Raw genomic sequence first — 18,361 nt, 5'->3', positions numbered from 1 at the left:
CATGATGACGTCATTTTTCGCGCCGCTGATGATTTTGCCGCTGGGCGCGGCGGCCCTGATTTTTGGTCTGTTACTCAAAGGGGTGGATCGTATCGTTGTGGCGCGTCTGCAGCGCCGCATCGGCCCTCCGTTGCTGCAACCTTTTTTCGACATCATCAAACTGATGCGCAAGCAAACATTAGTACCGGATGGCGCGCCGCGCCGCCTGTTCCTGGCGCTGCCGACCATTGGCGTGGGCAGCATGCTGATCGCCATCAGCCTGCTCCCTATCGCCAATGTCTACCAGCCGGCGACCGGGCTTGGGGATCTGCTGGTGCTGCTGTATCTGATCACGGTCCCGGCCGTGGTGCTGATGCTGGCGGGTTCCTGCTCGGGTTCGGTTTACGGCGCGGTGGGCTTCTCCCGCGAAATGGTGCTGATCCTCGCCTATGAAGGACCGTTATTGCTGGCACTGGCAAGCGTGGCGATGAAAGTCGGGCTGGCACAGGGCGGCTGGGTCACCTTCTCCCTGAACGAGATCGTGGCTTACCAGCAAGAACACGGTGCCTTCCTGTTCGATCCGTGGATGTGGCCTGCGCTGGCGGCCTATGTGCTGTTTATGCCTGCCAACCTCGGGATCGCGCCGTTCGATATTCCCGAGGCGGAATCGGAAGTACTGGAAGGGCCGATTCTGGAATACACCGGGCCGGGGCTGGCGCTGTTTCATTTGATGTCGGCGCTGAAAACGCTGGTGGTGGTGGGACTGGGCATCACGCTCTTTTTCCCCAACGGGCCAGCGGGCATCGCGGGTGTGCTGGTGCTGCTGGTGAAATGCCTTGTTATGGCCTGTCTGTGTAAAACGCTGCTGCGCGCCATGGTGGGCAGGATGCGCATCGATCAGGCCTTTTGGTTCTATCTGAAATGGCCTGAATTGCTGGGCATCATTGGTCTTATTTGTGTGCTGACTCAGACCCAGGGAACAACATTATGACGTTATTAAACTCCATCGCCACCCGCTCTCCCTGGCTGTACCGCATCAATGCGGGCTCATGTAACGGCTGCGATGTGGAACTGGCGACCACCGCCTGTATTCCGCGCTACGACGTGGAGCGTCTTGGCTGCCAGTACTGCGGCAGCCCGAAACATGCGGATATCGTGCTGATTACCGGCCCGCTGACCATGAAGGTCAAAGAGAAGGTCCTGCGCGTATATCAGGAGATCCCCGAACCGAAAGTGACGGTGGCGATTGGCATCTGCCCGATATCCGGCGGCGTGTTCCGCGACAGCTATGCCGTCGCCGGGCCGATGGACTGTTACCTGCCGATTGATGTCAACGTGCCGGGCTGCCCGCCCCGTCCGCAGGCCATTATCGAAGGGATCGCCATGGCTATCGACATCTGGCGTCAACGCATTTAGGAGCTGGCATGAATTTTCTTAAAGTCCTGATTCGCAACCTGCGCCAGGGGCCGTCCACCGACCCCTTCCCCTTTGGCGAGACCTTTACGCCAGAGGCCCTGCGTGGGCGCATCGCCTTTGATGCCTCGCGTTGTTCGGTGTGTCGCATGTGCGAACACGTCTGTGCCGGCGGCGCTATTCATTTTGAACAGACGCCACAAGGGGTGGAGTTTGTACTCTGGCACAACACCTGCACCTTCTGCGGCCTGTGCGAGCACTACTGCGTGCCCAAAGCGATTCACCTGACCAACGACTGGCATCTGGCACATAAGCAGGAAGACAAATACCGCATGATCGAAGAGGGCACCATGCTCTTTCAGACCTGTGTGTCCTGTCAGACCGCGTTTCTGCCTGCCAGCCCGGCACTGATGGACAAGGTCTATCAGACACCGGATAGCGTTGATGCCGCCATGCGCCAACTGTGCCCGGACTGTCGCCGTGCCCGCGCCGCCGCGCAGCAAAATACGCCGGGCATCGACCTTACCCGCGATCCCGGGATTACCCAACGGGATCCGCGCCTTAACCACCTCGAGAAGCGCCATGATTGACGATATCAAGAAGGCAGAAGCCCTGTTTAACCAGAACCTGACGCCGGGTTTTAGCTTTACAACCCAGGTCAACAAATGGGGGGTGGCAACCGCCTGGGTAAAACTGACCAGCCCGGTGCAATTGCTGCCCGCCGCCTGGAGCATCAAACAGCTCAGTGGCCGTTTGCACACCATCAGTGCGTACCAGCGCGTGGAAGGCAAGCCCACGGAGATCCACGAGATTGCTTACCACTTTGATCTCGACGGTTCGGCGCTGACCCTGACGGTGTTCCTCGCCGAAGGCCAGCGCGATATCCCGTCGCTGACCCCGGTGTTTCACAATGCCGACTGGAACGAGCGCGAATTTATGGAGCTCTACGACCTGAACGCGGTGGGACACCCTAACCCCACACGCCTGTTTATTGACGAGAACATTGATGCGGCGGTGCTGCAAAAATTCATTCCGTTCTCGGACATGGTGAACGCCGCCAGCACCAAGGCGCTGTGGGAAAAAATCATGCAGCAACGTGGAGAGAAACAATGACCCGTTATCAAATGCCGGTTGGCCCGCTGCACGTGGCGCTGGAAGAGCCGATGTACTTTAAGCTCGACCTTGAAGGGGAAACCATTAAAGGGCTGCATATCTCTGCCGGGCACGTACACCGTGGCATGGAATATCTGGTGATGAAGCGCAACTTCTACCAGAACATTACCCTGACCGAGCGGATCTGTTCCCTGTGCTCCAACAGCCACCCCACCACCTTTTGCATGGCGCTGGAAGAGATTGCCGGTATCGACGTCCCGCCGCGCGGCCACTATCTGCGCGTGATCGCCGATGAGATCAAGCGCGTGGCGTCAAACCTGTTTAACGTCGGCATCATGGCGCACATCATCGGCTTTACGTCACTGTTTATGCACGTGCTGGAAACGCGCGAAATCGTGCAGGACATCAAAGAGACCCTGTACGGTAACCGTATGGATCTGGGGGCCAACTGCATTGGCGGCGTGAAATATAACCTTAATGCCGAGAGCATCGCCTATCTGCTCAAACGGTTGGATGAAGTGGCCCCGGCGGTGGATGAAATCCATCAGATTTACACCACGCACAGCAGTATTCTGACCCGTACCCGTGGCGTCGGCGTGTTGCCCAAAGAGATTGCGCTGGAATATGGCCTGATTGGTCCGGTGGCACGTGCATCGGGCGTGGAATATGACGTGCGCGCCAAAACGCCGTACGCCATTTATCCGGAACTGGATTTTGCCACCATGACCCGTCCTGATGGCGACGTCTGGTCGCGTGCGATGGTGCGCCTTGATGAGGTGAAAATGGCCATCGCCCTGATTCGCCAGTGCCTGGCGCAGCTGCCGGAAGGGCCGGTATCTATTTCTGGTCTGCCGACCATTCCGCCGGGTGAAGCGGTGGCGAAAACCGAAGCCCCGCGCGGTGAGTTGATTTACTACCTGCGCACCAACGGGACAGATATGCCGGAGCGCTTGAAATGGCGTGTGCCGAGCTACCCGAACTGGGATGCGCTGCCAGTGATGATGCGTGATAACACAGTGGCCGATGTGGCGCTGATTGTGAACAGCATCGACCCCTGCATCTCCTGTACCGAGCGTTAAGGTATTCCCCGGCTCAGGCTTTATACTCCGCGAGCCGGGTACTCAGCGCTATAATATCCCCGATGGCATATTTGTTTTTACAGATTCGCACAATATCGCCATCTTTGATTAAGACATTAAATAAAGAGGAAGTGGTCTGGCGGGTCGAGCCAATAATCAGCGAAATATCTTCCATCGTCAGATCGCATTCAAATTCCGTTCCGTTCTCCGTTACCACGCCGCGTTCTTTTCCCAGTGATAAAATAAAGGCAATCAGTCGGGTTTTGGCATCGTGGAAAATAATTCCTTCAATAACATCCCAGGAACTGCCGAGCATATCACCTAATATTCCCGTCATCTGCAGTGCCATATCTGGATGGGTAGACAGATGCTGGCGAAATATTTTTGTAGGCAACATAAGGATGACCGACTCTTTTACTGCCTCGATATATGCACGGGTGTGAGTCGAGAAAATATCTCCACTTTCAAGAAAATATAGCGTAAATTCCCGGTCGCCATACGAGAGAAAAACACGCAACTGGCCAGAAGAGACAATAAAGACGTTATCGTCGCGAATATACGAATCACTTACCCGCTCACCTTTATGGAATTTTTTATTATGGAACTGCCGCAAAATATGCTGGTGTGATGGCTGATTAAGCAAGTCTACCAGATTAAATGCAGACACTCTCATTTTTGCTCGCATCGTCGACCTCACTGTTATTATTTACTTCTGCTTTTCTATCATAAAGTCACATCTGCGTCATTGCTTTGCCCTATGAGCGATCCAGCGAGCAGTTTCTGCGGGAACAGTAGCGAGAATCCAGCAAGATAGAATTTCAGCCAGCTCACCAGCAACTGGTTTGCAGCCCCCCACCAAAGGCCAGCGTACGGATGCCGTGCCGCTATGCACAGGTGCGCACCATTGCCGCCAAGTGAACTTCAGCGGCATGCCGGGATGCCAGAGCCCCCATACGCCCCTTCGATCACCTGACTCACCACATATCCTTTGTGCAGTACTCGCACTTCACTAAACGACTCGCCGCAGACGAGTCCGTTCTGGCACACTGCCCTGAACAGGCCCGGCAGCATCTGGTACGAACTGGTGCCGTCATGGGAGTTGAGCAGAATGATTTCCGGGACCTGTTTGCCGGTAATTTACCCCTCATGGCGCAGGAGCAGATGAGCGGGATACTTACAATGCCACGATGAGTTGCGCCGCAGGAAAACCTGCGCCCTCATACCTCCCCGTGTACGGTACGGAGTGTGAGCTCAACCGATGGATGCAACACACTTCTTATTGAGCTGCTCTGCGGTAGATTCATAGTCCAGCATTTTTCTTGGCCTCTCGTTGAGCTGCCTGGCAGCACTGTTAAGTGCTTTGCTGGCTGTGAACCGATAAGTCAGTTCCTTTTGGAAAATACTGCCTGAGCAATCTGTTCGTATTTTCATTGGAGCCGCGTTGCCAGGGGGATTGAGGATCGCAGAAATAAACCTGAATGTCTGTCGCTACAGTACATCGGATGTGGCTGGTCATTTCAGCCCCACGATCCCATGTTAATGTTTTATAATACTCTGAATCGCCACGGATAATCTAGACACTTCCGAGCCGTTGATAATACTGGTTTTCATATTCTGTCGGTGACATCTGTTCGCTAGAACCATGCCGACGCTTACTGTTATAAAACATTTCGATGTAATCAAAAATATCACTGCGGGCTTCTTCCCGCGTTCCGTAGATCTTTTTCTTTATCCGTTCACGTTTCAACAACTGGAAAAAACTTTCTGCAACCGCATTATCATGGCAGTTACCGCGACGGCTCATGCTACCCTCCAGGCCGTGTGATTTCAGGAACGACTGCCACTCATGGCTTGTGTACTGACTGCCCTGATCCGAATGTACCAGCACCTGTTTTTCGGGATTACGCCGCCATACAGCCATCAGCAGTGCGTTCAGGACAATGTCCTTTGTCATCCGGGATTGCATGGACCAGCCGATAATTTTGCGTGAGAACAGATCAACAACAACGGCAAGATACAGCCAGCCTTCGTGGGTCCTGATGTAGGTTATGTCCGTTACCCAACGCTCATCAGGAGCATCCGGATTGAACTGTCGCTGGAGCCTGTTGGGTGACACGATACTGGCCTCGCCTTTACGTGCCCGCGGGCTTCGGTATCCGACCTGAGCCTTTATTCCGACACGTTTCATCAGTCTCCAGACTCTGTTTACTCCGCACTGTTGCCCGCTGTCACGCAGATCCAGATGGATTTTGCGATAACCATAGACGCATCCCGACTCCAGCCAGAACTGTTTAATCTGTCCTGTCAGTCTCAGGTCTGCCTGATGGCGTTGTGAATGCGGCTGCTGAAGCCAGGCGTAAAAACCACTGGGATGAACATCCAGCACCCGACAGAGCAGGCGAACAGGCCAGCAACAGGAGTTGTCACGGATAAAGGCGTACCTCAGTCGGACAGCTTTGCGAAGTACGCCGCGGCTTTTTTTAATATGTCCCGTTCGTCGGTAACCCGTTTCAGCTCTTTCTGGAGACGGCGGATCTCGGCCTGAGCATCTGACTGTTCTTTATTAGTGGAAGAATCCGGACCGTACTTCTTTATCCAGGCATAAAGGCTGTGGGTGGTGATATCGAGACGTGTTGCAACGCTGGCAACAGAATAACCGCGATCAACAACCTGTTTGACTGCTTCAGTTTTAAACTCTTCGGGATAACGCTTACCGCTCATGGGCACCTCTCTTTAAGCCATCTTAAATGACTCTGAGGTGTCTGTTAAACCCGTGGCGATTCAGTGCACTGATTGAGTTCCTGCTGGTAATGTTGCCGCAGATATCTTAAAGATAATTCAGCATGTGAGGCCTGGCGGGTATACATAACAGACTCCTTATCGGGTCGTGTCCTGAAAAGGAAGATGAGCCGGAGATTGATATCAATGGAGGATGATGGTGGGTTAATAAGAAAGCAGGGAGCCTGCATGTCGTTATTCATTGCATCGTGAATCACTTATCCGTTGTTGCATCCATTTTTCTACCTCACTTCTAAGCCATCGGGAGGCTCTCCCCATTTTTATTGGCTTTGGAAAATCACCTTCGCTTATCAGTCGGTAAAACCATTTATCGGTCAGACCGGTAAAGGCAGTAATGAATTTCATATCAACCATCTGGTCATTAAGCAGGGATGTATTTTCAGATATCATGATGAGCTCTCTCTGGGAGATATTAAGGGAGAGCACTACGCAGAAAGTCATTATGCTCACTGGTATTGCTCATCAGATATCTGTCTGCCGTAATTAATTATTTTTAGTTATTCCCCTTTCATCTGGACCACTAGCACTGGCTGCATCCAATTGAACGTATCTGCCTGCTGTAGTCTTTCGAATAGTCTTTAGCGTAATATTCAAGCCTCTCCGACATATCCCGCCAAACGTCACCGTATCCTGCTGAATTGCAGTCCAGGTAATACAGTGGATGTTCTGGAAAATGCACCAGCGTTTCGTACTCACCCATATCTGCAACATCATCTATAGATAACCCTAAACCGCTTAGCCACGCTTCTTCGATATAACTCCCCAGATTATTTCGTTCAGAATGAAATGAACCTAATGAACAAAAGGTATCTTTGTTTACCAATAATCCCATATGGTAATGCTCATGCTGATTTTCAGGGCCTGTTTCTCGCACCCAGAAATATCGCAAACTTGTTTGATGGCAACGTTTCCCTGATCGTCTGATTCGTTTCCCATGTGCTCGTAGTTTGGCTTTTAAGGAATCAATAAACCGGGACAGTAATTTATCCCGCTGGCTATATTTGAATGGATGGGGTACGTCATCGAATCGGGAATATGGTATTCGCAGGATCACCATCACCAGCATTGTTCTGGGATGCTCTGCTATGGCGTTATCGATAACACGATGCATGGTTGTCAGGTATTTTCTGTTTATGGTGTTATGTGTATACATACTATCCTCTGGCTCCTGATATTTACTAAATTACATAGTCTGGCAGAGGGCCGTATTAATTTAATGTTTATAGATGGATTGCTGATAAGGGGATTGATAGAGAAGTGGTCAAAAGGGGGAGGAAGATTAATGATATTACCAATCAGACAATGACTGTTATGGATAAACATACAGAATAATTGCATTGCGGAGTATTGACAGGTGACTTATTTACTCTGAAGTTGATATTTCCCTTTCAGGCAGAACGGTGGCTTTTATGACTATCGGTTGGGAGATGGAAAGATTACGATTGAGAAGCAGGAGAGGCTGACAGTGAATCGAGTCAGACTGATGCCAAAGCCAACGTAGCTCAGCCTTGTTCCTTTAGAAGATACGTAGTGTGATTGTGATAAACTCCACAAAAAAAACACTAAAAATGATGTAAAAGATATCATGAATTATACATGAAATTACGTTGTAATCAGGTGTAAACATGAATGACGATATGCATAAAGTTAGTGTGACAAGTCGGCATGAATTACTTTATTTTTTTGGTTATATAAAAAGAAATAATATAGTTATCCGTGGAATTCCCAAAGTTAATGATGACTGTCATAAGTGGTCAGAAAAAATAAATCAGGCAATTGAAATACACTACAGAGAAGATCAGGTTCGCATAGCAAGATTTATTAAAAAAATGCTTGATGATTTTGATGATGATAAACTCCTGATAGATGACATAGAATTTATTCGTGATAACAAGATAACCTGCATGTTTACATGGTTATATATCCGTCAATGTGAGACTCGCGAGCAATACTTTTTAAATGAAGTTAAAAAAAGACCGATATATAAAGATATGAATTTACCTACACAATCTAAAAACCATGGTGAGAGATGCGATGATATTTTAGATTATTTCCGCCATGGTTATTTATCAGGAAAAACAAAACTTTCCATTATAGATATAATTCAGGATGCGTACAATAAAACCATTAATGAAATAAAGCCTCTATACTGGCTGGATGAAAAAAATGATGAGCAGTGTGAATGGGCTTGCGATTATATTCTGCAAAGATATAAGCCAGATAGCATTGATATTGACAAACCGACGGATACGCAAGAACGTTATTTGTTGGCTTATGGATTACTGTTCCTGATGATCGAGATAGAAAGCGAATCTGAGTGGAAGTTATTTCTCACCAATATAAATCGTGCATGGAGTCAAAAAAAACATCGCGGCAATAAAAAAGAACAACTGCCATTAAATACATACCTTGACAAGAAAACAAAGGAAAAACTTAAGGTTTTATGTGTCAATAAAGGTGTAAGCATCCAGACCATGCTTTCACACCTAATAAATACCGAATACAATAAAACCAAAGGGTAAATTAAGTTAAATTATATATTACCCAGTTGAATGGAAAAGAATGTATCTAATTACATTCTTTTTAATTTAGTGTAAATCACTCCTCTACCAGTCAAGTTATTAAAATCCGCACTAAGTGTTATAGCCTTTCATTAACAAGACTTACCCTTCTCTCATCAAAAGATCGTCACACACGGTTCAGTAACGATATTGACACGGCTACCATCATTACGCGACATGTCAACTTTATTAATCTTCCAACAAAATTGTAAATAAGGAACTGTAAAAATGCAACGTCAAAAAATCAATCTGAGATCTCTGTCAGGGTTATTACTGGTTGCCAGTTCATTATTCTGGCCGATGACCAGTCAGGCAAGTTTCAGCGACTTTACCACGTTTAAACTGGTCAGCCAGATAGACTCTCCGGCTCAACAGGGACAAAAAATCTGCACCTACGAGGATATCGTCAATCACACCCGCGTTGAATTAATACTCCCGTATATCTGTTGGCCCATGGCGTTTCAGAATCGCACGGACGGCCAGTTTTACGACCATATCTACTGAGCAGTGCCCTTTTATTTCTGCTCCGGTTTCTGACGGTCGTACCGTTATTTAACGCCCACCGCCTTTCCGGAATACCAGAAGGGCTTTTTTATTCACTCAACGTAAGGAATTAAAAATGCTATGTCCCCACTGCGGTTCATCCCGCACGCAGAAAAGAAACCTTGGACGAAAAATGGGAGGAGGTATTGGTGCCATTGCTGGCGGCATGGCCGGTATAACCAGTGGTGCTGAGGGAGCGGCACTCGGTGCAGCTACCGGTTCAGTTATCCCGGGTGTTGGCACCCTTGCCGGAGGCGTGATTGGTTTTTTAGTCGGCATGGGAAGCGGCGCAGCTCTGGGCGCTGTTGCTGGCGAAAGCCTGGATAAGGAGATATTTGATGAATATATCTGCCACGCCTGCTCGCTGACATTTAACCATGAAGAAAGCTGAGGTAAGAACGCAGGATTAATTCCTGTATCCCGGAAAGCAACACACCACGAACCTCCCTGCATCGCCACACCGACAGGCCATATTCCCGTAAGGGAGCATGGCCTTTTCATTTATATCATTTTATCCGGAGTCTCAATGAAATTAGCCAGCCGCTTTGGTGCGGTGAACCTTGTTCGCCGTGACCGTCCCTTAACCCGTGATGAACTGGCTCACTATGTTCCCAGCGTGTTCAGTGAGGAAAAGCACGAATCGCGCAGCGAGCGCTATACCTGCATCCCGACCATCATCCTGCTGGATAACCTGCAGCGCGAAGGTTTTCAGCCGTTCTTTGCCTGCCAAACCCGTGTGCGTAACCCCGACAAGCGGGAACACACCAAACATATGCTCCGTCTGCGCCGCGAAGGGCAGATTACCGGTAAACAGGTGCCGGAAATCATTCTGCTGAACAGCCATGACGGTTCAAGCAGCTACCAGATGTTGCCGGGACTGTTTCGCGCGGTGTGTCAAAACGGATTGATTTGCGGAGAGTCATTTGGCGAAGTCCGAGTTTCTCATAAAGGGGACGTGGTCGGCAAAGTGATTGAAGGGGCTTATGAAGTACTCGGGGTTTTTGACCGGGTGGAAGAGAAGCGGGATGCGATGCAGTCGCTGTTGTTACCACCACCAGCCCGGCAGGCACTGGCGAAAGCCGCTATTTCCTATCGGTTCGGAGAAGAACATCAGCCGGTAACCGAAGCGCAAATTCTGTCGCCACGACGTTGGCAGGATGAAAGTCATGACCTGTGGACCACGTATCAGCGCATACAGGAAAACCTGATAAAAGGCGGGCTATATGGGAGAAATACGCAAGGTAAACCCATGCACACCCGGGCAGTGAAAGGAATTGACAGCGATGTGAAGCTCAATCGTTCCCTGTGGGTAATGGCGGAGAACATGCTGTCACTGTGTTCATAGCCACTGCACTTCCTTCAATGTTCCTCATCCCTGTCACCTCTCTCTACATCTGTTTTACCTGCTGATTTTAAGAAAATTACGGAGAAACATCATGAACAAAACCGGTCATGCACTTCCGGTGGATAATGCCTGCAGGGAACCCGCTGAAATTTATGCGTCCGTTGTACCTGAATCAAAGCGCCTGGATTTCTGGCGGCAACACTTCGGGAACGTACCGCAATGGTTATTTCTGGAACTGAATATCCTGAGCTGGTTCAGCCGCCTGTGCCGGGAATACAACGGCGGCTACTGGCATTTTTACACCCTCAGTAACGGCGGTGTGTTTATGGCACCGGACAGCCAGGAGACTTATGACCTGTACTGTAAGTCAAATGGTAACCACGCCACGCTGGGTGGCGAAGCGGCAGGTATCGCTGCCTGCCTGATGATGTACAGTCATATGTCTTTTATCACCGCCAGCAACGAGATGGCGGAGCACTATTATCGCCTTCGCGACTACGCATTCTCCCATCCTGAATCTCAGGGCATCCTGACCCTTATCGACTGAGAAAGCCACTATGTCTGAATTATCAATGATGACCCCGGCGGGGATGCCATCCGCTTCACTGCGCATCATAGAACGTGCAATACGATTACTTGACCGGCACCTCCGGGTGTCTGGTCAGCCGCTGACCTCCAACCATGCCGTCCGGGATATGCTGCGTCTGCAGATGGCCGGGCTTGAGCGCGAGGTCTTTATGGTGTTTTACCTCGACAACCAGAACCGCCTTCTGGAAAGCGAGACCGTTTTTCTCGGCACCATCAACCAGACCGAAGTCCATGCACGCGAAATCGTCAAAGGGGCACTGCGCCACAACGCCGCAGCCGTCATTCTGGCCCATAACCATCCGTCAGGCTGCATCGACCCCAGTCATGCCGACACGGCCATCACACAACGACTCATACAGGCTCTCGGGCTCATTGAGGTCCGTGTGCTGGACCATCTCATTGTTGGGCGCAGTGACATCCTGTCCTTCGCAGAGCAAGGCCTGATATGAAGGCCCTGACAATAAACATCATCCATTACCGGAGTAATAACTCATGACATCATCCATTTCCCCGCAATGGGGGCTGAGGCATGACATCACACCCTGCTTTGGTGCCCGCCTGGTGCAGGAGAGGAATCGGCTGCATTACCTGGGCGACCATGCCGGTCTTTACGGGAAATTCGCTCCAGAGCAGTTGCGGGCGCTTGATCGCAGTTTTCCTGTATTTATCGATCTCATGGAGGCTGCTTTGCGATGCGGTGAGCTGGAACCTCATAATTCGCGCGGTATCAGGTTTGAAAGAGAAAGGTTGGTTTGTGAAGCCGATACACGAGGAAGTTGCGGCTATGTCTACGTCACCATTTATCCGGCTCCAGCGTCAGCTTAAAGGAGGCAGAAATGCCTGTATCAATGGAACGGCTGGACAGCTTATGGAGGGAACTGGGAAACATCGTTGTTACCGAAGAGGAGGGCGTACTGATTATCAGTGAGCCTTTTATCCACTTCCCCGCAGGTACTCTTGTTTCGGATATCTGGGCATGGTTCGAAACCAGTAATAACGAGTTCGTTGTTGCCCGAATGATGTACGGCCTGTCATCACGTTATTTCTTCTGAAATTAAGCCATTAAGGATTCAATATGAAATACAAAACTGCACCTCCTGGGGGGGCGGCTTCCTCATGTATGTCACCTGTGAAGACGTGGCAGATCTTACTTGCCTATCTCCTGGAAAGGCATTACGGACTGACCCTGACTGATACTCCATTTCACTATGACCGCGTGATTAATGAACACATAGACGCCGGGATAAAGCTGGTGGATGCATTGAATTTTCTTGTGGAACGCTATGGTCTAATACGCATCGACAGGCGTGGTTTCTCATGGCTGAAACAATCGCCGTTTTTAACCACGCTGGAAGTATTGAATGCAAGGTGCGCTACCGGGTTAAAAGTGGTTTACATAAAACCCGATATAATGGAGGGAAGGGTATGAAGCTCATAACTCCGCTGCTCCCGGCGCACTGTATGTTTACCGGTATACAGTGCAGCACTGCGCATATAACGGACCAGGACAACGAACGTCTGTATCAGCTCTCTCATGACATGGCAGAGTATGGTGATGCGGAGTGGATTCATTTCACGGGGACCGGATATTTACTTCGGCTCAGCGCGTGGCGGCATCCTGTACTGAAACTCAGGCGTTCGGGATTATCGGAGCATTGCAGGAGATTGATTGTTGTTTTATCTGCCCGGTACGGCATCACGACAATTCATCTGGATGCGGCCGGAGAAGTGTTACCCGGTCTCGATACGTTTGATTGGTAAATCAAAAAGCATTCAGGAAAAGCGTCCGCATGTATACGAGGTGTGATAAAAGCTGCCTTTTAGTGTAGGCAGCTTTTTATCAATTTTCAGGTTAGCATCAAGCGAATAAAAATTATTCGTACTTATTCATCAACCGCATTTCATCAGTTATTGAGCCCGGTACACGGAGATATCCTCCCATTACTGAGTTTGAATATCTGGTTCAGTCATCAAACGGGATTGAGGGTGCAAATGAGGGTATAAACTTAATCAAATTAAAAATAAAGCATAAATATCAATAAATTAAAACAACACATCGATTCCGAGTCCGGCACCACTTCTTCAGAGCCTGTTCGTTAAGAGATGAGATCCTTAACGGGCAAGACAGTAGTCCCCAGACGGCATGATGATGGTACTTGTGTTACCGCATCAGTTGAACACGGGACTTAAATCCAGAGGATGTTCGAACCATCCTCTGGATTTCTCACGTCCACAATTTACTTCACGAACGTATTTACCCTCAGATCTTCCCTGTGTCAATCTTTTGTAAAGCAAACATCCCTTTTTTTTCCATTTTTAATTTCATCAACTTAGATTTAACTTAAGATTAGTCTTATGCCGCATCCAGCTCCTCCAGCATGTCCCGGACCTTATCCAGGTCACTTTCAACATACTCCAGCGTGACCGCCGGCGTTGAATGACCCAGCAGGTCCTGTGCCATCTTCAGATTACGATCCGGCAAACGCATCAGGTTAGTCGCGATGGTGTGTCGGAATCTGTGCGGGCTGACTGTAAAACCGCATTCTCGTGAAAGTCGTCTGAAAAACGCGCGCAACGGCGGATAATCCATGTTGCTGCTGATTTCATTCTTCCGGCCATCAAAGCGAGAAAGATTAAACAACTGATCCTGCATCTTCGCGCCACGCTCAAGGGAAAGGTTATAGAGCCTTTCAAGTCTGGGTCGTAGGTTTTCAGTAATCGGAACCCGGTGTTCCTTATGGTTCTTGGAACCCTCAGGCCGGAGATTAATCCATCGGTGCTCAAAATTTACATCCTCCAGGCGAATGTGCAGCAGCTGGTTCTGGCGCATCCCTGTTCTCCGCAATGCATCCAGTACCGTTAACCAGAACCATGCTGGCCGTAAGGCGCTTTTTCTTAACTCCATCATACCAGTCCGTTCATCCTCTTCCCTCGCCTGCATGTGCAGATAAATTTTATTCATCTGCACATCAGTCAGTGTTTTTTTGCGTTTGACATCGGGTCGGGTAATTACCCCGTTGAAAGGATTTTCCCTCATCGTTACAAGCCCATTAACGATGGCGTGATTAAATATAGCGCGCATATGAGTCACTTTATTATTCCAGGTCGTTCTGCTCAGTCCTTCCTCATGGATAATTTTTCGGCGCCACGTTAAAACCAGCGTTTTATCAACCTGCTCAGGTGAAATACCTTCACCGCTAAAGGAAATGAATGATCTGACTACCTTCCTGTAGCTCCACTCCGTAGCCGGGCGCAAAGATTTACTGAAAAAATAATCATCCAGCACTTGTTCAAATGCATTGTTCATATTCACCTCGTATATTGTTATTCTGACTTAAGCAATAGTATTAATTTCTTCGTGCAAGCCATACGCTGTCCGGTGGACAGGTTCCTTTTCTGTAAATAATGTCAGCGCTCAGCATGTATCCTGACATTTTGGTGTAACGACCGCTTTTGTCCGGCGTATCGTATTTATGGTAATGCCAGAGGCCTTTACCATTTCGTGAATAATGAACGTTCAGAGCTTCAAAGCTTTTTTGTAACGCTGATTTATCCAGTGACTCGTTTGTATTCAGCGATAAATATTTAAAAAAACACTCAGGTGAAACAATGAATACAAACTGAGCAAGAATATGTGCAAAACTCTCGCCCTCATTGACACTAACCGTACCGTCATGGATTGAGGATTTCAGCCAGTCCAGAAACTTTTCTCCTGGAGTGCCAGATTCCATCCCGACTAGCGAAAACTCTTCAGAAGAAGTAGTTTCAACCTTCGCTTCAACAACAGGTGCACCAGAGCCCGACATCTGGTCAAGCACGCTAAGAAGTTCTGCGGTTGATACCGACTCATCCGGGACAGTGTCATCACCTGTTCGTTCATCGGATGACTGCGTATCATGATTATCAAATGCCGAAAGCAACGTAACCTGACCGGTAACATCCTTGGCAGCATAATCACCTGTCTGGTTAGTATCGTAACCTATTGATGCATTGTTAATTGGCTCTGGAACCGGTGTTATATTTTTGTGACTGGACGTTTGATGCATATCGTCGTCTATTAAATTTGGGATATTGTTTGTTCTGGATTCTTCCTCCCCTTCCTCCCCTGTGGTGATCACCTTATCGCTTTCAGAGGGGCTTGCTGTACCAGAAACGGTTCCTGATTTATTGGCAACGCTGGCAAGCGCATCGCTGATGATGCTGTTGAGAATTCCAGACTGAGCTTTTTGTCCGCTGAGGTACAAAAATAGCGCACCTGAAATCGCCGGCCAGCGTTGAAGCCAGATAGCCGCAGCATCCGGGATGAGTTTACTGGCAATGTACATTCCGTTCATTGAAGCCGTTCTCCCCTGCCGGGGACGCACCCGCCAGTTTGCACCGGGTATTTCCATCCCCGGACACCAGGCTTTTCCGTTCGCCAGGCTCCCTTCAATCTGCGACAACCAGTCAAGATGATGAAAAAGCCCAGCCCAGAACACTGCGCATATCCAGGCTGGCCCCTGCTCTGCCTGCTCCTCAGGCGTCGCTCCCGGAGGTAACATCATACCGCGTACCAGCCTCACGGCACTTGCGGCCACGGATAAACTGAGGTCAGTAAAGCCCCCTGGAGTGGCGAACGGCCCCGCCCAGGCTGCCGGTACTTCCTGAACGCGAGCGGCCATTTGCTCTAAGGGTTTTAGCCAGAATTCGTCAAAGGCAGACTGTGACAGTGGGCAATTTTCCCGCAACATCCGGACGAACTTCTGTCGCTCCGCAGTTCCCAGTAACAACTGACCGGACAGTACGTTCCGGAACCCTCCCGCTTGCGCCGGCTGCACGGATGGCCTTACTGAGTGTTCCGTTCCGACTGCCAGCCCAAGGCCTGTTAACCATTTCAGTCCACGCATAACCACCCCATAACCAGATTCCGAATTGACGCTACGCTATGGAGACGGTTGTATTTTGCAAGTCAAAAGCCTTAGTTCCTGATTAAACAAAACGAACTTGCATTAATCCTTAAAGGCCGGTTCACAGTTTTCAGATGAAGAGAATTAATCAGCATGCTTCCTTAAGCGCCATCAGAAATCTGAGGGAAGCGACAGAAATGCAAAGATTAGTAGTCTCTGGAATTATCCTCTGCTGGGGTCTTGTGAGTTACGGGCTCATCGCTCTGATTACGGGGTATCAGGATGGGATGGTGTATCTCTGGGGGCTTGTTTTGCTATCCCCTTTTTCTCTGAGAGTGGTGAACTGGATGCAGCGCAGACTCATCAACCAGCCCTGCATCCTGAGCTACCATAAGCGCAGCTCAAGGATATTCGTGCATCTGTCGCCAAACCAGCCAACCGTCAGTATTTCATCCGAACGTGTGGCCTGGTTCTGGAATGGAGTGCTAACCAGTATAGAGGACGCTCTCAGTGGCAGAGAAAACACCATCGTGATTGCCTCCCATCTCCTCACCTCTTATCGAATTAAACGTATCAGAAGGCATCTTCAGATTCAGGCCGGACATTACCGAAGCCATGTCATACATGTCCCCTTCACACCCGCTGCGCGTGCAGTTATGCAACTGGAAATTCTTCTTGCACAGTGGCGCTGGCGTGTACCGTCCAGAACGTTATGGCCCGTTCTTGTCATACGAAAAACTTTCAATCCGGAAAAATAATTTCCCCTGTTTTGATTTTTCACCTGTTGTCACACTGGCTACATCAATGTAGTCGATCTGAACGATCGATTTTCATCGTTATACATCCACTCTGGTGCGCGGTAACGTATCCACAGTGGATACAATAATTAATAACTTAAGTCGAATTAATGTATTAGCCAACACCGGGAAATGATATGAACCGTCTGAACATCACCTCCATCCTTGCCAGTATCATCACTGAACGGGATGAAAATATGCAGCAGCTGGTAGCCCAGCTTTCGGACGGAAAGAAAACGTCTGGCAGCCCTATTGCAATACGTTTTAAACCAGCTGTCAGGGATTTCGTCACACTGGTATCAGGACGCCTGGGTATTTCATCAGCTGAACTGGTCAATATTCTCGTCGAGGGTATCATGCGCGAGACGCTTATCCCCCGACAGGCTGTGATCACACATATCCACGAACGGTTCTGGCTGCTGATGGATGAGCACCGCCTGTCGGTACTGGACGTGGCTCGCCTGCTCTCGGACTGGAATATCGGTCTGAGCGTTCTGGAAAGCCGTGAAAGAACGATGGATTACTTAACTGCACCTTTGCTGAAACAGCTATCTGACTGGTTCTGTGTAAGTACCAGATGGCTGGAAGGAAGTGATCCCCGGCCAGTGTACCTGACCGCTTTCAGCGAATGGATGCAGGTTGCCATGATAATTAAAAAAAGAATTCAGGAATATACATCTGACGACAACCTGACCCGTCCTGACATATTCCTGGTCAGAGAGAATCAATACACCTCAGGAGATATCAAAGACGAATCCGGACATGTTTTCATTTTTATTCGGCGCTATAAAACCGTTAATAACACAACAATTCGTGTAGTTGAATGTATCGGGCACTGTCCATCTTCAGGTGCTTATAAAACACAACTTAATTCATTTCTGAGCATGAGCAACATTCTCTTCAGAGCGCATATTCTCAACAGTTTCGACACATTTTATGCATCCGGTTATTTACTGGATGCGCTGAGAGAAGGAAAGATACTTCCGGCCGCTGCACTGTGGGAGATTCAGAAACTTCAACGAACAGAGTCAGGTAAGTTTTCTCAAAATATTTGGACCGAAGAGGAAAGAGAACCTTTTCTTTTCCCTGAGGAATTTATAACACCAGAATGGAGTAAATTTGTTAGCCAAATAACAGCCCTCAATATTAAGTGAAATAACCAGTCAGACACATTGTTTTATTGGTGCGCCAGCGCCAGGGTTTTTTTTTGCCTTAAACACCATAAACGACAAAGGATATAAATGATGAAAGCTTCAAT

Annotated in this window: 22 protein-coding genes and 3 pseudogenes; 17 read left to right on the top strand and 8 right to left on the bottom strand. The window is 49.0% G+C overall.

Annotated elements, in window-relative coordinates; genetic code table 11:
* Nucleotide 1 precedes the first annotated feature (1 nt).
* Genes QMG90_RS04285 through QMG90_RS04265 form a run of 5 tightly spaced genes read left to right on the top strand, consistent with a single transcriptional unit; the run spans nt 2 to nt 3,584 of the window.
* Complete coding sequence (locus QMG90_RS04285; protein ID WP_220708654.1) at nt 2–970, top strand: respiratory chain complex I subunit 1 family protein; 969 nt, start codon at nt 2–4, stop codon at nt 968–970.
* Complete coding sequence (locus tag QMG90_RS04280; RefSeq protein ID WP_000173649.1) at nt 967–1,395, top strand: NADH-quinone oxidoreductase subunit B family protein; 429 nt, start codon at nt 967–969, stop codon at nt 1,393–1,395. Before QMG90_RS04285 ends, QMG90_RS04280 begins: the two co-directional genes overlap by 4 nt.
* Nucleotides 1,396–1,403: 8 nt before the next feature.
* The gene (locus QMG90_RS04275) at nt 1,404–1,982 is read left to right on the top strand and encodes a 4Fe-4S ferredoxin (RefSeq protein ID WP_220708655.1); all 579 of its coding nucleotides are present in this window, start codon (nt 1,404–1,406) and stop codon (nt 1,980–1,982) included.
* Complete coding sequence (locus tag QMG90_RS04270; RefSeq protein ID WP_220708656.1) at nt 1,975–2,505, top strand: NADH-quinone oxidoreductase subunit C; 531 nt, start codon at nt 1,975–1,977, stop codon at nt 2,503–2,505. Before QMG90_RS04275 ends, QMG90_RS04270 begins: the two co-directional genes overlap by 8 nt.
* Nucleotides 2,502–3,584 carry a hydrogenase large subunit gene (locus QMG90_RS04265; RefSeq protein WP_220708657.1) on the top strand — a complete coding sequence of 361 codons (1,083 nt, stop codon included), beginning with the start codon at nt 2,502–2,504 and terminating at the stop codon, nt 3,582–3,584. The genes QMG90_RS04270 and QMG90_RS04265 overlap by 4 nt, the downstream gene beginning before the upstream one ends.
* A gap of 13 nt (nt 3,585–3,597) precedes the next feature.
* On the opposite strand, the gene QMG90_RS04260 is transcribed toward QMG90_RS04265, so the two are convergent.
* The 6 genes and pseudogenes from QMG90_RS04260 to QMG90_RS04235 form a co-directional block, all read right to left on the bottom strand.
* Complete coding sequence (locus QMG90_RS04260) at nt 3,598–4,257, bottom strand: Crp/Fnr family transcriptional regulator (protein WP_283283882.1); 660 nt, start codon at nt 4,255–4,257, stop codon at nt 3,598–3,600.
* Between the two features lie 263 nt (nt 4,258–4,520).
* A pseudogene (locus QMG90_RS04255) lies at nt 4,521–4,721 on the bottom strand (DUF932 domain-containing protein); the annotation flags it as partial.
* A 114-nt stretch (nt 4,722–4,835) separates the two neighbouring features.
* Nucleotides 4,836–5,139 (bottom strand): annotated as a pseudogene (locus QMG90_RS04250) (IS30 family transposase); the annotation flags it as partial.
* 18 nt (nt 5,140–5,157) lie between these two features.
* Nucleotides 5,158–6,305, bottom strand: a protein-coding gene (locus QMG90_RS04245) for an IS3 family transposase (RefSeq protein WP_085949497.1) whose coding sequence is annotated in 2 segments (ribosomal slippage) — nt 5,158–6,068 and nt 6,068–6,305 — 1,149 coding nt in all. Because the reading frame shifts where the segments join, the coding sequence is not laid out codon by codon here.
* Nucleotides 6,306–6,557: 252 nt separating this feature from the next.
* Complete coding sequence (locus tag QMG90_RS04240) at nt 6,558–6,773, bottom strand: helix-turn-helix transcriptional regulator (RefSeq protein WP_220708710.1); 216 nt, start codon at nt 6,771–6,773, stop codon at nt 6,558–6,560.
* Between the two features lie 130 nt (nt 6,774–6,903).
* Nucleotides 6,904–7,536 carry an inovirus Gp2 family protein gene (locus QMG90_RS04235; protein ID WP_220708709.1) on the bottom strand — a complete coding sequence of 211 codons (633 nt, stop codon included), beginning with the start codon at nt 7,534–7,536 and terminating at the stop codon, nt 6,904–6,906.
* 472 nt (nt 7,537–8,008) lie between these two features.
* Here QMG90_RS04235 and QMG90_RS04230 point away from each other — a divergent pair, with 472 nt between their 5' ends.
* The 10 genes and pseudogenes from QMG90_RS04230 to QMG90_RS04185 all read left to right on the top strand — a co-directional run.
* Entirely contained in the window at nt 8,009–8,905 is an 897-nt protein-coding gene (locus QMG90_RS04230) for a hypothetical protein (RefSeq protein WP_283282754.1), read from the top strand.
* Between the two features lie 267 nt (nt 8,906–9,172).
* The gene (locus QMG90_RS04225; protein ID WP_103281512.1) at nt 9,173–9,448 is read left to right on the top strand and encodes a hypothetical protein; all 276 of its coding nucleotides are present in this window, start codon (nt 9,173–9,175) and stop codon (nt 9,446–9,448) included.
* A 115-nt stretch (nt 9,449–9,563) separates the two neighbouring features.
* Entirely contained in the window at nt 9,564–9,878 is a 315-nt protein-coding gene (locus tag QMG90_RS04220; RefSeq protein WP_103281513.1) for a hypothetical protein, read from the top strand.
* Between the two features lie 135 nt (nt 9,879–10,013).
* Nucleotides 10,014–10,832: a DUF932 domain-containing protein gene (locus tag QMG90_RS04215; RefSeq protein WP_103281514.1), complete on the top strand. Its 819-nt coding sequence runs from the start codon at nt 10,014–10,016 to the stop codon at nt 10,830–10,832.
* 91 nt (nt 10,833–10,923) lie between these two features.
* Nucleotides 10,924–11,379: an antirestriction protein gene (locus QMG90_RS04210; protein WP_220708707.1), complete on the top strand. Its 456-nt coding sequence runs from the start codon at nt 10,924–10,926 to the stop codon at nt 11,377–11,379.
* 10 nt (nt 11,380–11,389) lie between these two features.
* Complete coding sequence (gene radC, locus QMG90_RS04205) at nt 11,390–11,869, top strand: RadC family protein (protein ID WP_103281516.1); 480 nt, start codon at nt 11,390–11,392, stop codon at nt 11,867–11,869.
* Nucleotides 11,870–11,912: 43 nt separating this feature from the next.
* The gene (locus tag QMG90_RS04200) at nt 11,913–12,245 is read left to right on the top strand and encodes a type IV toxin-antitoxin system YeeU family antitoxin (protein WP_103281517.1); all 333 of its coding nucleotides are present in this window, start codon (nt 11,913–11,915) and stop codon (nt 12,243–12,245) included.
* A gap of 11 nt (nt 12,246–12,256) precedes the next feature.
* The gene (locus tag QMG90_RS04195) at nt 12,257–12,472 is read left to right on the top strand and encodes a hypothetical protein (RefSeq protein WP_103281518.1); all 216 of its coding nucleotides are present in this window, start codon (nt 12,257–12,259) and stop codon (nt 12,470–12,472) included.
* A gap of 23 nt (nt 12,473–12,495) precedes the next feature.
* On the top strand, nt 12,496–12,849 hold the full coding sequence (locus QMG90_RS04190; protein WP_103281519.1) for a TA system toxin CbtA family protein: 354 nt from the start codon (nt 12,496–12,498) through the stop codon (nt 12,847–12,849).
* Between the two features lie 35 nt (nt 12,850–12,884).
* Nucleotides 12,885–13,181, top strand: a pseudogene (locus QMG90_RS04185) (DUF5983 family protein); the annotation flags it as partial.
* A gap of 592 nt (nt 13,182–13,773) precedes the next feature.
* Here the strand turns inward: QMG90_RS04185 and QMG90_RS04180 are convergent.
* Complete coding sequence (locus tag QMG90_RS04180; RefSeq protein ID WP_042999152.1) at nt 13,774–14,727, bottom strand: tyrosine-type recombinase/integrase; 954 nt, start codon at nt 14,725–14,727, stop codon at nt 13,774–13,776.
* Nucleotides 14,728–14,767: 40 nt separating this feature from the next.
* Entirely contained in the window at nt 14,768–16,306 is a 1,539-nt protein-coding gene (locus tag QMG90_RS04175) for a TraI domain-containing protein (RefSeq protein WP_042999151.1), read from the bottom strand.
* Between the two features lie 197 nt (nt 16,307–16,503).
* Between QMG90_RS04175 and QMG90_RS04170 the strand changes: the two genes are divergently transcribed.
* Nucleotides 16,504–17,064, top strand: a complete 561-nt coding sequence (locus QMG90_RS04170; protein WP_043001809.1) for a hypothetical protein — start codon at nt 16,504–16,506, stop codon at nt 17,062–17,064.
* A 176-nt stretch (nt 17,065–17,240) separates the two neighbouring features.
* On the top strand, nt 17,241–18,257 hold the full coding sequence (locus QMG90_RS04165; RefSeq protein ID WP_042999150.1) for a hypothetical protein: 1,017 nt from the start codon (nt 17,241–17,243) through the stop codon (nt 18,255–18,257).
* The last annotated feature ends 104 nt before the right edge of the window (nt 18,258–18,361 follow it).

This window comes from Trabulsiella odontotermitis (assembly GCF_030053895.1).
Lineage (GTDB): Bacteria > Pseudomonadota > Gammaproteobacteria > Enterobacterales > Enterobacteriaceae > Trabulsiella > Trabulsiella odontotermitis_C.
This window is presented reverse-complemented; position numbering and strand designations above follow the sequence as displayed.

Coding starts and splice junctions, on each gene's coding strand:
- QMG90_RS04270 (WP_220708656.1), top strand. CDS start 1,975: ATGATTGACGATATCAAGAAGGCAGAAGCCCTGTTTAACCAGAACCTG.
- QMG90_RS04175 (WP_042999151.1), bottom strand. CDS start 16,306: ATGCGTGGACTGAAATGGTTAACAGGCCTTGGGCTGGCAGTCGGAACG.
- radC (WP_103281516.1), top strand. CDS start 11,390: ATGTCTGAATTATCAATGATGACCCCGGCGGGGATGCCATCCGCTTCA.
- QMG90_RS04195 (WP_103281518.1), top strand. CDS start 12,257: ATGCCTGTATCAATGGAACGGCTGGACAGCTTATGGAGGGAACTGGGA.
- QMG90_RS04165 (WP_042999150.1), top strand. CDS start 17,241: ATGAACCGTCTGAACATCACCTCCATCCTTGCCAGTATCATCACTGAA.
- QMG90_RS04275 (WP_220708655.1), top strand. CDS start 1,404: ATGAATTTTCTTAAAGTCCTGATTCGCAACCTGCGCCAGGGGCCGTCC.
- QMG90_RS04235 (WP_220708709.1), bottom strand. CDS start 7,536: ATGTATACACATAACACCATAAACAGAAAATACCTGACAACCATGCAT.
- QMG90_RS04260 (WP_283283882.1), bottom strand. CDS start 4,257: ATGAGAGTGTCTGCATTTAATCTGGTAGACTTGCTTAATCAGCCATCA.
- QMG90_RS04170 (WP_043001809.1), top strand. CDS start 16,504: ATGCAAAGATTAGTAGTCTCTGGAATTATCCTCTGCTGGGGTCTTGTG.
- QMG90_RS04190 (WP_103281519.1), top strand. CDS start 12,496: ATGAAATACAAAACTGCACCTCCTGGGGGGGCGGCTTCCTCATGTATG.
- QMG90_RS04265 (WP_220708657.1), top strand. CDS start 2,502: ATGACCCGTTATCAAATGCCGGTTGGCCCGCTGCACGTGGCGCTGGAA.
- QMG90_RS04230 (WP_283282754.1), top strand. CDS start 8,009: ATGAATGACGATATGCATAAAGTTAGTGTGACAAGTCGGCATGAATTA.
- QMG90_RS04210 (WP_220708707.1), top strand. CDS start 10,924: ATGAACAAAACCGGTCATGCACTTCCGGTGGATAATGCCTGCAGGGAA.
- QMG90_RS04200 (WP_103281517.1), top strand. CDS start 11,913: ATGACATCATCCATTTCCCCGCAATGGGGGCTGAGGCATGACATCACA.
- QMG90_RS04285 (WP_220708654.1), top strand. CDS start 2: ATGATGACGTCATTTTTCGCGCCGCTGATGATTTTGCCGCTGGGCGCG.
- QMG90_RS04280 (WP_000173649.1), top strand. CDS start 967: ATGACGTTATTAAACTCCATCGCCACCCGCTCTCCCTGGCTGTACCGC.
- QMG90_RS04180 (WP_042999152.1), bottom strand. CDS start 14,727: ATGAACAATGCATTTGAACAAGTGCTGGATGATTATTTTTTCAGTAAA.
- QMG90_RS04240 (WP_220708710.1), bottom strand. CDS start 6,773: ATGATATCTGAAAATACATCCCTGCTTAATGACCAGATGGTTGATATG.
- QMG90_RS04215 (WP_103281514.1), top strand. CDS start 10,014: ATGAAATTAGCCAGCCGCTTTGGTGCGGTGAACCTTGTTCGCCGTGAC.
- QMG90_RS04220 (WP_103281513.1), top strand. CDS start 9,564: ATGCTATGTCCCCACTGCGGTTCATCCCGCACGCAGAAAAGAAACCTT.
- QMG90_RS04225 (WP_103281512.1), top strand. CDS start 9,173: ATGCAACGTCAAAAAATCAATCTGAGATCTCTGTCAGGGTTATTACTG.